Below are 15,088 nucleotides of genomic sequence, written 5' to 3' on the forward strand. Positions count from 1 at the left end.
GCCCGTGACCGCGGCGGGTCACGGGCGGCCGGTCGGCGGCGGACGACGCGCTAGACGACCCGGCGCGGCGGCCTGGAGAACGGGCACGGCTGGGAGAAGAACTCGCGCCGCTCCTGCACGTCACGGAAGTTGACCTGCGTGGACGCGCCCGTCGCGGCGAGCAGCATCCCGTCGGAGGAGTCCGGGCCGTCGAGGTAGCCGATCAGCGGCCCCGCCGAGCTGGACGGGACGTGCGCGGCGATGTCGTGCCGCTCCAGGGGGTCGCCCTGCGCCGCGTTGTCCCGCATCTTGCGGACCGTGCGGATGGCGTCGGGGGCGCCGGTGAGCGACTTGGTCTCCATGCCGCCGAGGTTGTTGCGCGGCAGGTGCAGATGCATGTCGCGCCAGGCGAAGATGAACACCCGAAGGCCCACGCCGTGCCGTTCGAGCCGGGGGAGCAGCGGGTCGGCGCAGCCCTCGGCCCGCAGCCGCGCCAGCTCCGCGCCGAACTGCTCGTACAGGTCGGTGAACAGGTGGAACCGCATGCTGACCGAGTGGCTGCCGCTCGTCAGACCGAGGTTCTCGCGGATCTGGTGGTAGTCGTGGGTGCTGAGGTTGTCGACGATCGGCGGCAGGCACACCTCGACCGGGTCGAACAGCTCGGCGGCGCCGTCCAGGGCGTCGACGGCGGTCGCGACGTCACCGGCGCGGGCGCTGCGGATGGCCGACTCGATACGGTCGTTGATCTCCCGTACGAGAAGTTCGGGGATCTGGTGAAGTGCCCGGAATTGGGTGAAATACGTGTCACCCTCCAGGTGGTGCTCGTGGACGGCGTGGTGCAGCCGGTCGCTGGCGAGCAGCTCCTCCGGGGCGACGCCCGGCGCGGGGTGCGCGGCCTTCGCCAGATTCGAACTCCACACCCGGGCGTCGTGGTTGGCGACGCGCACGCAGTGCAGGACGCCGAACCACTGGTCCTCAAGGCCGCGTTCGGCGATCACGCCCTTCACGTCGACCAGGCCCTGCCCGGCGAGCGCGGTGAGCCGCTGGTCGAAGCGGCGCAGGGCCGGGGTGAACTCGGCGAACGCGGGGGTCGCCTCGACGTCCCAGCGGGGCGCGTCGTCCGACATGCCGCCGCTCACGCGCAGCGCGGCGACGCTCAGGCGCACCAGGACGCGGTGGAAGCTGCGCACCCAGTGCAAAGCCGTCACGCAACGGTCGACATCCAGCCTTTCCAGATGGCCATCGGCGCGGTCGAGGAGGTCCGTGAGGTTGTGCAGAGCGATCTCGGCCGACTGGTAGAGACCCACGAGCAGCGCCTGCGGAGTGACCGGATCGGCGGTCGCCTCCTCGCGGGCGTCCTCGATGGCACGCAGGCTCTGCAGGGCGTAGTAGTGCTCGGCGATGACGCCTCGTTCGTTGTGGGTGGGGGTGTGGGAGGCGACAGACGTGGGGTGCAAGAGACTCTCCCTCAGGGGCGTTTGGCACACCATGGGCGTCCGTTGCCTGAATGGTGGCCGATGTCATCTGTCGTGCGTCATGAGCAGATGTCGTTCTTCTTAGTGAGGCGCATTTCTGGGCGATAGACTGAAAGTTTTTCCTGTCCTGTCGACAGGACAGGCGGCCCTCGAATTGCGCGATGTCGCGGAACCGGGCGGGCAACTCCCCACCCGGACGGGAAGTTCCCTGGTGGGGGGTGGCTCTTCCCTTTCACCGCAGCGTGATTCACCCACCCGGCGGGCTGGATACGTGTGCCCGGCACCGGTGAGGCAGCTCCAGACTCGCTCACCTTAGGCGCCCAGTGGTATGGGTAAAAGTGCGTATCGACACTCGGGGAACGCGTTAAGGGCGCAATAAAAATTACGGGGAGACGCAGTGTTAGTTATGTCCGCTATATCCGTACGCCACTATCAGCGCATGCTCGACCTGGCGATCGTGGCGCTCAGGGAACCGGACCCCGGACGGCTCTGGCCGCCGGTGGTCTCGGAGTTATTGAACGCCTGCGGCGGTGAGTTCCTGTTCCTGACCCAGGCGGAACGGACGGGCGACGGGGGCCCGGTCCGCTCCTGGGCCGCGGACGGCGCCGCCGGGCACCGTATCGACGATCACCTCAGGGAGCGCATCCGCCTCAGCTGTCCCTTCGCGGACCACTACGGCTCGTCCGGCGACCGGTCGCCGCGGACCGCCGCGGACATCCTCGGCGAACAGCAGTGGCGCGACAGCGAGTTGGCGCGGCTGCTGCAGAACCGCCTCGGCACGGACCACCTCCTGGTGCTTCCGCTGCCCGACGGGTCGGGGACGCGCCGCTACTTCCTGATCTGCCGCTCCGGGACGGACTTCACCGACACCCACCTCGCCTACGCGCGCCGCATCCAGCCGCTGCTCGCGAGCGTCGACGAGCAGGCGGAACTCCTCAGCCGCTGGCGCGCGGCGGCCGCGTCCCCGGAGGGCCGCGGGGACGACGGCGGGGACGACGGCGCAGGCGCGGCCGAGACGGAGGGCGGCCAGGACGCCGACGAGCAGGTGCCCGGCGGCGATCTCACGCCGCGCGAACTGACCGTCCTCAGTCTGCTCGCCGACGCCCTCACCGCGGCCGTCATCGGCCGCCGCCTCGGCATCTCGGTGCACACCGTGCAGAAGCACATCCAGAGCATCTACCGGAAGCTCGGCACCCGCGACCGGGTCACCACCGTCCTGCGCGCGCAGACGTACGGCCTGATCCCCGCCCCCGCCGGGGCGCCGGAGGGAGGTGGGACGGGAGCCGCCGGACGGCACCACGCCGACAGGGCCTAGCCTGCGGGCATGTTCACGACGCGCCCCACGCTCCAGGGCACCTTCGGCATGGTGTCGTCCACCCACTGGCTCGCCTCGCAGTCCGCGATGGCCGTCCTGGAGGACGGCGGCAACGCCTACGACGCCGCCGTCGCGGCGGGCTTCGTGCTGCATGTGGTCGAGCCGCATCTGAACGGGCCCGCGGGCGAGGTGCCGATCATCATCGCCCCCGCGGGCGGCGACGTGCGCGTCCTGTGCGGTCAGGGCGTCGCGCCCGCCGGGGCGAGCGTCGCCCACTACCGGGACGCCCTCGGCCTCGACCTCGTCCCCGGCACCGGCCCCCTCGCCGCCGCCGTGCCCGGCGCCTTCGACGCGTGGATGCTGCTCCTGCGTGACCACGGCACCAAGCCGCTCGCCGAGGTCCTGAAGTACGCCATCGGGTACGCCGAGGACGGCCACCCGCCCGTGGAACGCGTCACGCAGACCGTCGAGACCGTACGGGACCTCTTCGAGACCGAGTGGACGTCGTCGGCCGAGGTCTACCTCCCCGGCGGCACCCCGCCCGCCCCCGGCGAACTCCTGCGCAACCCGCGCCTGGCCGCCACCTGGCGGCGGCTCCTCGCCGAGGCCGAGGCCGCGGGCGGCGCCGACAGGGACGCGCAGATCGACGCCGCCCGCCAGGTGTGGCGCACCGGCTTCATCGCCGAGGCCCTGGTCCGCCAGTCCGCGCGGCCCACCCTGGACACCAGCGGCAAGCGCCACACCGGCACCCTCACGGCCGCCGACCTCGCCGACTGGTCGGCCACGTACGAGGACCCGGTCAGCCACGACTGGAACGGCTGGACCCTCTGCAAGGCCGGCCCCTGGAGCCAGGGCCCCGCCTTCCTCCAGCAACTCGCCCTGCTTCCTGATGAATTGCCCGCACACGGCTCGGCCGACTACACGCATCTGCTCGTCGAGGGCTGCAAGCTCGCCATGGCCGACCGGGAGGCCTGGTACGGGGACGCCGCCGAGGTGCCGGTCGCCGAACTGCTCTCGTACACCTACAACGCCCGGCGCCGCGAGCTGATCGGCGAGCGGGCATCCCACGAGCTGCGGCCCGGGCGGCCCGGCGGCCGGGAGCCGAGGCTGTCCGCGCACGCGCGGGCCGTCGCCTCGGGGGCGGGCGTCGCGCGCGGGGGCGCGGTGGGGGCGGGGGAGCCGACGGTGGCGGGGGCCGGTGAGCCGACCGTCGCGCGGGACGGTGAGCCGGCCGTGGCGCCGGACGGCGGGACCCGGGGCGACACCTGTCATCTGGACGTCGTCGACCGCTGGGGGAACATGGTCGCGGCGACGCCGTCCGGCGGCTGGCTCCAGTCCAACCCCGTCGTGCCGGAACTCGGCTTCCCGCTCGGCACCCGGCTGCAGATGACCTGGCTGGAGGAGGGCCTGCCCAACTCGCTCACCCCCGGCCGCCGCCCCCGCACGACCCTGACGCCGTCGCTCGCCCTCAAGGACGGCGTGCCCGTCATGGCCTTCGGCACGCCGGGCGGGGACCAGCAGGACCAGTGGCAGGTGCACTTCTTCCTGTCGGTGGCGCTGCGCGCGCCGGTGCGCGGCGGGCTCGACCTGCAGGGCGCCGTCGACGCCCCCAACTGGCACACCGAGTCCTTCCCCGAGTCGTTCTACCCCCGCGGGATGCGGCCGGGCAGCCTCGTCGTGGAGTCCCGCACCGACCCGGAGGTCGTGGCGGAGCTGCGGCGCCGCGGCCACGACGTGACCGTGGGCGGCCCCTGGTCGGAGGGGCGGCTGTGCGCGGTGGCGCGGGACCCGCGGACCGGGGTGCTCTCGGCGGCGGCGAATCCGCGGGGGATGCAGGGGTACGCGGTCGGGCGGTGAGGCCGGGGCGGGGGCGGCTGACGCCGGGGCGGGCGCCGGGACAGGTGCCGGGGTGAGCGTCGGGCGGTCCTCAGTCGCCCTGAGTCGCCCCAGGAACTCCTTTTCATCCCGATTCCACCCACTGTTCACCCCGGGAGTCCGCGTTGTCAGTGGTACGTGCTCTCATGGAGGCATGATCGAAACACAGGCAATCAAGGAAAGCATCGACGACTTTCTCGCACGGCAGACCGCTGACGTGGAGCGCGTGGTCCGCGAGGCCGCGGCGGCGGAGATCACCCCGAGGTTCCGCCAGCTCGCCGAGGGCGACGTCGTCCAGAAGAGCGGCCCGCACGACCTGGTGACCGTCGCCGACCGGCTCGCGGAGGAACACCTGACCCGAGAGCTGACGGCCCTCCTTCCCGGCTCGGTCGTCGTCGGCGAGGAGGCGGTCCACGCCGACCCCGCGAGGTACGACGCGATAGCGGGCGACGCACCGGTCTGGATCGTCGATCCCGTCGACGGGACACGCCAGTTCGTCCACGGAGACCCCGGTTTCTGCACGCTCGTCGCCCTCGCCCTGGACGGCGTCGTGCTGGCCTCGTGGACGTACGCACCCGCGCTCGACGAGTTCGCGACGGCGGTCCGCGGCAAGGGCGCCACGCTGAACGGCACGCGCCTGCGCGCCGGTTCCCCGGAGCCGGGACGCCCCCTGACGGTCGCCACGTCCCACCCGGACTTCACCACCGACGACCAGAAGCGCGCCCTGCTCGGCCTCACCGCCGACGGGTTCGCCGCGCGCCCCTGCGGCTCGGCGGGCCTGGAGTATCTGGCCATCGCCCGCGGCGCCCTCGACGCCGTCGCCTTCAGCTGGGAGCTGGCCTGGGACCACGCCGCTGGACTGCTCCTGGTGGAGGAGGCGGGCGGCGCCCACCGCACCCGCGAAGGCGTGCCCTTCGCCATCACCGGCGGCAACGCCCTGCCGTTCACGGCGGCCCGCGACGAGGCCACGGCCCGCCGGGTGGCGGGGGTGCTCGCGGGCGGGGCCTGAGCAGGCCTGAGGGGCCCGGCGCCGGAGCGGGACGGGGCCTGAGCGGGGCGGACGCGGCCGTCCGTGACGGCGAGGGCCGACCCGCGTGCTGCCACAGGCCGTCAGGGCCCGGGAAGCGCCCGCGCTCCGGCATATCCTGGGCGGCACTGGCCATCGGCTGACGAAGGAGTCCGAAGGTGCCGTCGATGCTCGATGCCGTCGTCGTGGGGGCGGGACCGAACGGTCTGACCGCTGCCGTGGAGCTGGCCCGCCGCGGCTTCTCCGTGGCCGTCTTCGAGGCCCGCGGCACCGTCGGGGGCGGGGCCCGCACCGAGGAGCTGACCCTCCCCGGCTTCCGGCACGACCCGTGCTCGGCGGCGCACCCGCTCGGCATCAACTCACCCGCGTTCCGCGCCATGCCCCTGGAGCGGTACGGCCTGGAGTGGCTCCAGCCCGAGCTGCCCATGGCCCACCCCCTCCTCGACGGCCGCGCCGCCGTCCTCGCGCGCTCCGTCGCCGAGACCGCCGCCTCCTTCGGGCCGCGCGACGCGGGGGCGTACCGCAGGCTCGTCGAGCCCTTCCTGCCCCACTGGGACACCCTGCTGCGGGACTTCATGTCGCTGCCGCTGACCGCGCTGCCCCGCGACCCGGCGCTGCTCGCCCGGTTCGGGCTCGTGGGCCTGCCGCCGTCGACGTGGCTGATGCGGCGCTTTCGCGACGAGCCCGCGCGGGCGCTGTTCTCCGGGCTCGTCGCCCACGTCATCGCGCCGCTCGGCGGCCTTGCGACGGGCGGCGTCGGCATGGTCTTCGCCCTCGCCGCGCACGCCCGCGGCTGGCCGCTGGCCCGCGGCGGCTCCCAGTCCATCTCCGACGCGCTCGCCACGTACCTCACCGACCTCGGCGGCATCATCCACACCGACTACGAGGTCAAGCGGCTCGACGACCTGCCGCCCGCCCGCGCGTACGTCTTCGACACCTCGCCCGCCGCGCTCGCCCGGATCGCCGGACTCGGCCGCTACTACGACGACTTCCGGTACGGCGCCGCCGCCTTCAAGATCGACTACGCGCTCGACGGGCCCGTGCCGTGGGCCGCGCCCGAGGCGCGCGCCGCGGGCACCGTCCAGGTCGGCGCGAGCAGCCGCGAGATCGGCGCCGCGCTGCGGGCCGCGTCCCGCGAGGGCCGGGCGCCGGACGCGCCGTTCCTGATCACGGTGCAGCCCGGCGTCGTCGACCCGTCCCGGGCGCCCGCGGGCAAGGAGGTCTTCTGGGCGTACGGACACGTCCCGAACGGCTGGCAGGGCGACCTCACCGACGCCGTCGAGCGGCAGCTGGAACGCTTCGCGCCCGGTTTCCGCGACCGCGTCCTCGCCCGCGCCACGGCGGGGCCGCCACAGCTCGCCGCCCGCAACGCCAACTACGTCGGCGGCGACATCGCCTGCGGCGCCGCCAGCGGACTCCAGCTCCTGCTGCGGCCCCGGCTCACCGCGCAGCCGTACCGCACCCGGCACCCCGCCGTCTTCATCTGCTCGTCGGCGACCCCGCCCGGGCCCGGTGTGCACGGCATGTCGGGACACAACGCCGCGAAGGCCGTCTGGAAGAGACTGCGGGAGCCCGCGTGAGCGCCCGCGTCACCCTGGTCCAGGGCGACATCACCCGGCAGCGCGCCGACGCCCTCGTGAACGCGGCGAACTCCTCGCTGCTCGGCGGCGGAGGCGTCGACGGCGCCGTCCACCGGCACGGCGGCCCCGACATCCTCGCCGACTGCCGCCGCCTGCGGGCCTCGCGCTACGGCAAGGGACTGCCGACCGGCCAGGCCGTGGCGACGACGGCCGGGCGCCTGGACGCGGCCCATGTCATTCACACGGTGGGCCCGGTGTGGTCCCCCACGGAGGACCGCTCGGCCCTGCTCGCCTCCTGTTACCGCGAGTCACTGCGGGTCGCGGCCGGGCTCGGCGCCCGTACGGTGGCCTTCCCGGCGATCTCGACGGGGGTGTACCGCTGGCCGCTGGACGACGCGGCACGGATCGCGGTGGGGGCGGTGCGGGGGGCCTTGGCGGCCGGCGTGGAGGGGCAGGGGCCGGGCTCGTTCGGGGTGGGGTCGGGTGGGGCGGGCTTCGGTGAAGAGGGCTCAGGTGGGGCGGGGTCGGTGGGGTGGTGCTTCGACGAGGTGCGGTTCGTCCTGTTCGACGAGGTCGCGTACCGGGCGTTCGAGGAGGCCCTGGCCGCGGAAGGCTGATGTCGGATTCTCGCCAGCCCCGGGGGGCGGGGATGCCCGATGCTTGAGCCATGCCGACCGTGACGCGCACCGCATCCCGTGACCCCGAGGCCACCGCCGCCACAGCAGCCGCCGACCCGTCCGAGGCCACGGCGGCGCCCGGCGCGCGCCCGGCGACGGGGGCGGACGGCACGGGCCGCTCCGGTCCGACGGGGGCAGGGAACGCCGACCGCCCTCGCCCCGCCGGGACGCGCCGCACCGGCCGCCCCGACCCCGCACAGGACCCCGCGGCCCCCGCCGCACAGGACCCCGCGGCCCCCGCCCCCGCCCCCGCCCGCGCAGCCGCGCCCGCAGGGACGGCAGCCGCGCCCGCAAGGACGTACGGGGACTTCGAGCGCTGTGTGCGGGCCGTGCAGTCCAAGGACGCCCGCTTCGACGGGTGGTTCTTCACCGCCGTCCTGACGACCCGCATCTACTGCCGCCCCAGCTGCCCGGTCGTGCCGCCCAAGCCCGAGAACATGAGCTTCTACCCGAGTGCCGCCGCGTGCCAGCAGGCCGGATTCCGCGCCTGCAAGCGCTGCCGCCCCGACAGCAGCCCCGGCTCGCCCGAGTGGAACCAGCGGGCCGACCTCGTCGCCCGCGCCATGCGCCTCATCGGCGACGGCATCGTCGACCGCGAGGGCGTCCCCGGCCTCGCCACCCGCCTCGGCTACAGCACCCGCCAGGTCGAGCGGCAGCTCCTCGCCGAACTGGGCGCGGGCCCGCTCGCCCTCGCCCGCGCCCAGCGCGCCCAGACCGCCCGGCTGCTCATCGAGACCACCGCCCTGCCCATGGCACAGATCGCCTTCGGCGCGGGCTTCTCCTCGATCCGTACGTTCAACGACACGGTCCGCGAGGTCTTCGCGCTCGCCCCGGGGGAACTCCGGGCGCGGGCGGCGAAGAGGCCCGGGGGCAGGGGGGCGGCCGCCGGTGCCACAGCCAGTGTCGGAGGCGCCGCCCGTACCGACGCCTCCGCCGGCGCCCCCGCCACCATCTCCCTCCGCCTCCCCTTCCGCGCCCCCCTCCACCCCGACAACCTCTTCGGGCACCTCGTCGCCACCGCCGTGCCCGGCGTGGAGGAGTGGCGCGACGGCGCCTACCGCCGCACCCTGCGCCTGCCCTACGGACACGGCATCGTGGCCCTCACCCCGCACCCCGACCACATCGGCTGCCGTCTCACCCTCACCGACCCGCGCGACCTCGCTCTCGCCATCAGCCGCTGCCGCCGCATGCTCGACCTGGACGCCGACCCCGTCGCCGTGGACGGTCAACTGGCCGACGACCCGCTGCTCGCGCCCCTCGTCGCGAAGGCGCCGGGGCGGCGGGTGCCGCGGACCGTGGACGAGGCCGAGTTCGCCGTGCGCGCCGTCCTCGGGCAGCAGGTGTCCACGGCCGCGGCCCGCACCCACGCCGCACGCCTCGTCACCGCCCACGGCGAGACCGTCGACGACCCCGAGGGCGGCCTCACCCACCTCTTCCCCGCACCGGAGGCCCTCGCGGACCTCGACCCGGAGTCGCTCGCGCTGCCCCGCAGCCGCCGCACCACCCTGCTGACCCTGGTGCGCCACCTCGCCGACGGCACCCTCCAGCTGGGCGTCGAGAACGACTGGGAGCGCGCCCGCGCCCAGCTCACCGTCCTTCCCGGCTTCGGCCCCTGGACCACGGAGGTCATCGCGATGCGGGCCCTCGGCGACCCGGACGCGTTCCTGCCCTCCGACCTCGGCATCCGGCGCGCCGCCCAGGCGCTCGGCCTGCCGCACACCCCCGCCGCCCTCACCGCGCGCGCCGCCGCCTGGCGCCCCTGGCGCGCCTACGCCGTCCAGTACCTGTGGGCCACCGAGGACCACGCCATCAACTACCTCCCCGCATAGCGGCTTCCACCAGCTTCCCGCACCGCCGGGACCCGAACGGGACGTGACCCATGCACCGACAGCACACCGTCGTCGACAGCCCCTACGGGCCGCTCACCCTCGTCGCCACCGACGGCACCCTCAGCGGCCTCTACATGACCGAGCAGCGCCACCGCCCCGCCGAGGAGACCTTCGGCGACCGCGACCCGTCCCCCTTCGGCCCGGTGACGGAGCAGCTGGCGGCCTACTTCGCCGCCGAACTGAAGGAGTTCGACCTGCCGCTGCGCCTGGACGGCACCCCGTTCCAGCGCTCGGTGTGGCAGCAGCTCCTGGAGATCCCCTACGGCGAGACCCGTACGTACGGCGAGCTGGCCGCGGAACTCGGCAACCCCGCCGCGTCCCGTGCCGTCGGCCTCGCCAACGGCAAGAACCCCATCGGCGTCATCGTCCCCTGCCACCGCGTCATCGGCGCGAACGGCGGCCTCACCGGCTACGGCGGCGGCCTCGACCGCAAGCAGCGGCTCCTCGCCTTCGAGAGCGGATCGGTGCTCTTCTGACGGGCGCTTGCCCGGGCCGGTGCTCTTCCGGGCGGGGCCAAGGCCGAGGACAGGCCCGGGTCAGCCGATCCTGCGCCCGTTCTCCAGCTCCACCGCGCCCGTCCCCGCGTCCAGTGCGTCGAGCGCGGCGATGACCCGGCCCGCGAGCGGAGCCGGGAGGTACGTCGGCAGCTCCTCGCGGGTGGCGAGGCGCCACGAGAGCAGTTCCTCCTCCTGGAGCCGGATCTCCTCGAACCGCTCGTCGGCGAGCACCCCGCCGTCGTACAGGAAGGCCACCAGCGGAGGCCGTGCCGACGTGCCGGGCACCCAGTCCACGGCGAGCAGCCCGCCCGGCGCGATGTCCAGGCCGATCTCCTCGACGGTCTCGCGGCGCGCGCCCTGGCGCGGACTCTCGCCGTCGTCCGACTCGACGGTGCCGCCCGGAAGGGCCCAGCCCTCGCGGTAGTTGGGCTCCACGAGCAGGACGCGTCCGGCGCGGTCGCGGATGACGCTTGCGGCTCCGGCGAGGACGCGGGGGAGGCCCGCGATGTACGTGGCGTAGTCGAGAGTGGTCACGGCAGGAAGCGTAGCGGCGGTGGATCACCCGCCGGGGCGCTTCGGTGGCGTGAGCAGCCCGAGGGTGGCCAAGGTGTCCGGGTGGTCGGGGCCGAGCACGCGCGCGCGGGCCATGTGCACGTCCGTCGCCACGGCGAGGGCGTCGGCGTCGCGCCTCGCTCCCCGCAGGGCGACGGCGAGTTCGTGTCCGCTGGCGAGGGTGTCCGGGTGGTCGGGGCCGTGCACCAGGGCGCGGCCGCTGTACGCCGCGCGGGCCTCCTCGGCGGCCTCCCCGTATCGGCCGAGCAGGATCAGGGCGACGGCCAGGTTGTGGCGGCACAGGAGCGTGCCGGGGTGGTACGGGCCGACGGTGGTGTTCCAGGACGACAGGACGGCACGGTAGGCGGAGTACGACTCTCCGTGGCGGCCGAGCCGGCCGAGCAAGAACGCGCACTGCTGGTGGGCGACGAGGGTGTGGACGTCCCGTGCGCCGAGGGCGCGCGTCCGGCGTCCGGCGGTGTCCGCGCACAGGGTGAGGGCGTCCTCGTACCGGCCCAACTGCGCGTACACGATAGAGAGTTCGTACGCGCTGTCCAGGGTCTCCGGATGGTCGGGGCCGAGCAGCAGGCGCTGGTTCTCGGCGACGCGCGTCAGGTCCGCGAGCGCGTTCTCGGGGCGCCCGGCGCGGCCGACGGCGACGGCGTTGCGGTGTTCCACGACGAGCTGGGCCTGGCGGGTGCGGTCGACGGTGGGGGCGGGGGCCGGGGGTGTCTCGGAGAACGGGGTCAGGGGTGGGGCGGGCAGGACGGTGAAGGGGGTGGCCTCGCCGTGGTGCCAGAGGATGCCGTCGCACGGCGGGTTGGTGAGCTGGCGTCTGAAGGTGACGTCGATGGTGAAGCCCGAGTCGACGTAGACATGATGGTAGGTCAGGGAAATGACGTGCATGCCGAGTTCGGGATGCGGCCCCTCCGGCCAGAGGTTCGACACCCCGTCGAGTTCCCGGTCGAGGACGGCGACCAGGCGGGACAGGGTGGGCGGCGGTGTGCCCGTGGCCCGTGACTTGTTGACGAGTGCCCGACGGCGCCGCAGCTCCATGGTCAGTGCCCGGGTCGTGTCCGCGGTGTCGCGCGCGAGCACGACATGGGGCAGGTCCCTCGTCCGTCGGCGCAGGAGCCGGGTCGGGTCGTCGCCCACCAGGACGATCTGCACGTCGGCGGGGGTGTGGTGGGCGGCGATGCCGAGGACGAGCGAGTCCAGGATCGCAATCGCGTCTTCGTTGTGTCCCTGGATGCCGCCGTGCGGGCCCATGCGGTCGAGGTCCAGAACGAGTTCGGCGCCCGTAGCCGTGTGTCCGATGGTGGCGCCGAGCACGGCCCCCTGGGAGTGGGTGCGGGCGAACTCCTCGAACCGGGCGGCGACTTCGGCCGCCGACGGCCTCTGGTACATCAGCGGGCTCCCGCACAGCCGGAGCAAGTCGTGGAACGCGAGCGGCAGGCCCTCACCCATCACCGACGCCAGCACCGAGGCCAACTGGCTGATGTCGTGCGCGAACCCGTCCGGGTGCTCCTCGACGCACCACCCCGTCACGTACACGTCGCCGTCCGCGATCAGGACCCGCGCCGCCACGAGGTCACCGTGGGCGATGCCGGCCGCGTGGGCCCCCGCGAGGGCGTCCGCCAACTGCTGCCCGAGCCTGGCGAATGCGACGGGGTCGTCGTAGCGTCCCGACGTGCTCGTGTGGCGCAGCAGGTCGGGCGCGGGGCGGTCGCCCTCCCAGATGACGCCCGTCGCGAGCCACGCGGGCTCGTCGGCCGGGTCGACCTCCGTCAGGAGCGGGGCGTGCCTGCCGTTCAGGGCGCGCAGTGCCGCCACCTGGCGGGGCAGCGACGCTCGTGCGACCGACCCGGGCCGGGTGAGGCGCACCGAGGCGACGCTGCCCGTGCCGAGCAGCCGGCCGAGGAAAAGGCCACTTGTCGTACGCGCCATGAGATGCCGGGCGAACAGTTGCCAGGGGCCCGCCCAGCGCGGGCTCCCCGGCATCAGCGAGTGCCAGTCCGAGCCGGGCTCGTCGACGTACGCGGGCACCTCGGGGGGCCCGGAGGTCCAAGGGGCCGCGGCGGACGGCGGGTGGGGTGCCACCTGCGGCGCGCCGCCGTCACCGCCGGTCAGCGACCGCCGGTGGCCGCCCACCCCCAGCCGCCGCAGCAGCCGCTCGTCCACCCACCCGAACGGCCGCGCCCCCGCGTCCGCCCACGCCGTGCCCGCCGGGTGGGCCATCCAGGAGGGGAAGTCCGGGGAGCGGCCCGCGAGTTCGGCGAGCCGTCGGCTCACCTCGCGGCCGGTCCGTACCAGATCCGGGGTCGGCGCCGCGGTCAGGAGCAGGCCGCGGGCCGCGTCGGTGAAGTCGAACGCCCGGTGCTGCGGCGGGAGTCCGGCCGAGTCCGCGGTGCGGCGCATCAGTCCGCTGAGGAACACCTCCGCCAGATGACCCGTCGTCATCTCGGCGCCGAGTGCGTCCTGTGTCAGCCGCATCACCGGTACCGACAGCGGTGCGAGCGCGGCCAGTTGGGCGGCGAGGCGGTACGCCTGCGGGGACGCCGCGGCACGGAAGCGGAGGACGGCCTTGGCGGCGTCGTCGGGGCTCTGCGTGTGGTCGGCGTGCGCGAGGTGTGGGGCGGCTCCGGACCTCCCGCCGCCCCCGGCGACCCCGCTGCCCCTGGCGGAAGGGCTCGTACGGAGCGGGCGCGGCGCCACCCCCGCGTCCGGCCCTGCCAGAAGCGGCAACACCGCACTCGTGCCCGGCGATGCCACCAGCGCCGCCCACGCCCCCACCGCGTCCGGCTCCGGCGCGAGCACGGGAACCGGGTCGCCGTCGAACACCGCGAGGTCCGGTGGAAGGACCGGATCGGCCACGTCCCAGGTGAGGTTGGGCGCGCCGCGCCGCCGTGTGGTGACCTGCCAGCGCTCGGCGCGCAGCCCGGAGCCGTCCCACAGGTGCTCCGGCAGGGCGTGCAGGACGGCCGTAGGGCCGCACCGCGCCCACTGCTTGAGCGCCACCCGCATCCGGCCGTCGCGCCAGGCCGCGCCGACGCCGTCGCTGACGACGAGGACCAGGGTGTTGCCGCCGGGGTCGGTGACGGTGGCGGGGGACAGGACGGCCGTGCCGGGGTGGTAGGCGCGGCCGAGCAGGGGCGCGGCGGCGGCGCGGGTGTCGAGGCCGAGGACCCGTACCGTGCGGAACGCTCCACTGCGTTCGAGGAGTCGACGGGTCTCGGCGGCGAGCCGCTGCCAGAGCAGCATCGACACGCCGTCGTCCACGAGCAGAGCCAGGTCGAGCCAGCGCGCGCGGCCGGGGCGCAGCACGGCGTCCGCGAGCCCGCTCTCGGCCGCCGCGTCGGCACTCGCGATCTCGTCCAGCTCCCACAGCCGCCGGTCCGGCCGGCTCTGCTTCAACGGCCGCAGCGCACGCCCGAGTTGGAGCTGGCGTGCGCCCAGTGCCGTGGTGCCGGGGGTGCGGACGGGCAGGGCGCGGGACGCGCGCGGGGTGAGGCCGGGCGCGGAGGCGTCGGCGTACAGCGGTGTGACGGCGCGCGTCGTGGTGCGGGCGTCGAGGGTGGGCGCGCCACGGGCGGACGTGAAGGACGGCGGGTGCAGCGGCGGACGGGCGGACCCGGGGAACAGCGTCGGTTCCCTGGTCGCGGTCCCGGGGGCCGGGCCGAAGTCGGCCGCGTCGGTGTCGGTTTCGATGTCGGTGGGCGGGGCGTCGATCGGGGCGTCGAGGTCGTCCAGGACGTCGATGTCGTGCGGGGGCAGTCGCGGAGGTGCGAGTCCGGTCGCCCGGGCCAGCGGCGCCGACGCGTCCGAGGGCAGCCGGTCCGCCAGCCACAGGGCGTCGAGCAGCTCCTCGCGGGAGAGGTCGAGGCCGCTGGCGGAGAGGGTGGCGAGGACGTCGCGGAGGGGCTGCGAGGGCGGGGGTGAGGGCGGGGGCGACGGCTGTGGGGCGTACTGGGCGATGACGACGTCCGGAACATCCCCGACGGGCATGGTCTCCGGGGCGTACCACCCCTGACCCGCGCCGTCGCCCTCAGGCGCGTCCGTCGTCCGTTGCGGCTCGTCCGGCCGGTGCTGCCCGAGCACCCGCAGCTCGCTCCAGGGGTGTCCGGGCGGCAGGCCGAGATCAGGCAGCGGCTCCGCCACGGGGACGGCCTCGTCCTCCCGCGCGGCATCCCGCTCGTCGTCCGGCGGCCCCGCCCCCATCCGC

9 protein-coding genes and 1 pseudogene are annotated in these 15,088 nt (G+C 74.7%); 7 read left to right on the forward strand and 3 right to left on the reverse strand.

Annotation, left to right across the window (positions count from 1 at the left end):
- Positions 1–50: 50 nt before the first annotated feature.
- Entirely contained in the window at positions 51–1,436 is a 1,386-nt protein-coding gene (locus AB6L24_RS36955; protein ID WP_405662877.1) for a hypothetical protein, read from the reverse strand.
- 424 nt (positions 1,437–1,860) lie between these two features.
- On the opposite strand from AB6L24_RS36955, the gene AB6L24_RS36960 reads away from it, so the two are divergent.
- The 7 genes and pseudogenes from AB6L24_RS36960 to AB6L24_RS36990 all read left to right on the forward strand — a co-directional run bounded on the left by AB6L24_RS36960 (position 1,861) and on the right by AB6L24_RS36990 (position 10,293).
- Positions 1,861–2,769 (forward strand): response regulator transcription factor, encoded by a 909-nt coding sequence (locus AB6L24_RS36960; protein WP_405662879.1) that lies wholly within the window; start codon positions 1,861–1,863, stop codon positions 2,767–2,769.
- A gap of 9 nt (positions 2,770–2,778) precedes the next feature.
- Positions 2,779–4,626: a gamma-glutamyltransferase family protein gene (locus tag AB6L24_RS36965; protein ID WP_405662881.1), complete on the forward strand. Its 1,848-nt coding sequence runs from the start codon at positions 2,779–2,781 to the stop codon at positions 4,624–4,626.
- Positions 4,627–4,798: 172 nt separating this feature from the next.
- Complete coding sequence (locus AB6L24_RS36970; RefSeq protein ID WP_405662883.1) at positions 4,799–5,653, forward strand: inositol monophosphatase family protein; 855 nt, start codon at positions 4,799–4,801, stop codon at positions 5,651–5,653.
- A 185-nt stretch (positions 5,654–5,838) separates the two neighbouring features.
- A complete protein-coding gene (locus tag AB6L24_RS36975) occupies positions 5,839–7,251 on the forward strand; it encodes a phytoene desaturase family protein (protein ID WP_405663605.1) in 1,413 nt (470 codons plus the stop codon).
- Positions 7,248–7,683 (forward strand): annotated as a pseudogene (locus tag AB6L24_RS36980) (O-acetyl-ADP-ribose deacetylase); the annotation flags it as partial. The gene AB6L24_RS36975 and the pseudogene AB6L24_RS36980, both read left to right, overlap by 4 nt.
- Before the next feature lie 235 nt (positions 7,684–7,918).
- Entirely contained in the window at positions 7,919–9,757 is a 1,839-nt protein-coding gene (locus tag AB6L24_RS36985; protein WP_405662885.1) for an AlkA N-terminal domain-containing protein, read from the forward strand.
- A gap of 50 nt (positions 9,758–9,807) precedes the next feature.
- Positions 9,808–10,293, forward strand: coding sequence for a methylated-DNA--[protein]-cysteine S-methyltransferase (locus AB6L24_RS36990; protein ID WP_405662888.1), 486 nt, complete (start codon positions 9,808–9,810; stop codon positions 10,291–10,293).
- Between the two features lie 60 nt (positions 10,294–10,353).
- On the opposite strand, the gene AB6L24_RS36995 is transcribed toward AB6L24_RS36990, so the two are convergent.
- Together AB6L24_RS36995 and AB6L24_RS37000 are read right to left on the reverse strand one after the other, a co-directional pair.
- Positions 10,354–10,848 carry an NUDIX domain-containing protein gene (locus AB6L24_RS36995; protein ID WP_405662891.1) on the reverse strand — a complete coding sequence of 165 codons (495 nt, stop codon included), beginning with the start codon at positions 10,846–10,848 and terminating at the stop codon, positions 10,354–10,356.
- 24 nt (positions 10,849–10,872) lie between these two features.
- On the reverse strand, positions 10,873–15,084 hold the full coding sequence (locus AB6L24_RS37000; RefSeq protein WP_405662894.1) for an SAV_2336 N-terminal domain-related protein: 4,212 nt from the start codon (positions 15,082–15,084) through the stop codon (positions 10,873–10,875).
- Between the last annotated feature and the right edge of the window lie 4 nt (positions 15,085–15,088).

Origin of the sequence: Streptomyces sp. RK9 (genome assembly GCF_045070545.1) — a bacterium.
GTDB lineage: Bacteria > Actinomycetota > Actinomycetes > Streptomycetales > Streptomycetaceae > Streptomyces > Streptomyces alboflavus.

Coding starts and splice junctions, on each gene's coding strand:
- AB6L24_RS36960 (WP_405662879.1), top strand. CDS start 1,861: ATGTCCGCTATATCCGTACGCCACTATCAGCGCATGCTCGACCTGGCG.
- AB6L24_RS36965 (WP_405662881.1), top strand. CDS start 2,779: ATGTTCACGACGCGCCCCACGCTCCAGGGCACCTTCGGCATGGTGTCG.
- AB6L24_RS36970 (WP_405662883.1), top strand. CDS start 4,799: ATGATCGAAACACAGGCAATCAAGGAAAGCATCGACGACTTTCTCGCA.
- AB6L24_RS36975 (WP_405663605.1), top strand. CDS start 5,839: ATGCTCGATGCCGTCGTCGTGGGGGCGGGACCGAACGGTCTGACCGCT.
- AB6L24_RS36985 (WP_405662885.1), top strand. CDS start 7,919: ATGCCGACCGTGACGCGCACCGCATCCCGTGACCCCGAGGCCACCGCC.
- AB6L24_RS36990 (WP_405662888.1), top strand. CDS start 9,808: ATGCACCGACAGCACACCGTCGTCGACAGCCCCTACGGGCCGCTCACC.
- AB6L24_RS37000 (WP_405662894.1), bottom strand. CDS start 15,084: ATGGGGGCGGGGCCGCCGGACGACGAGCGGGATGCCGCGCGGGAGGAC.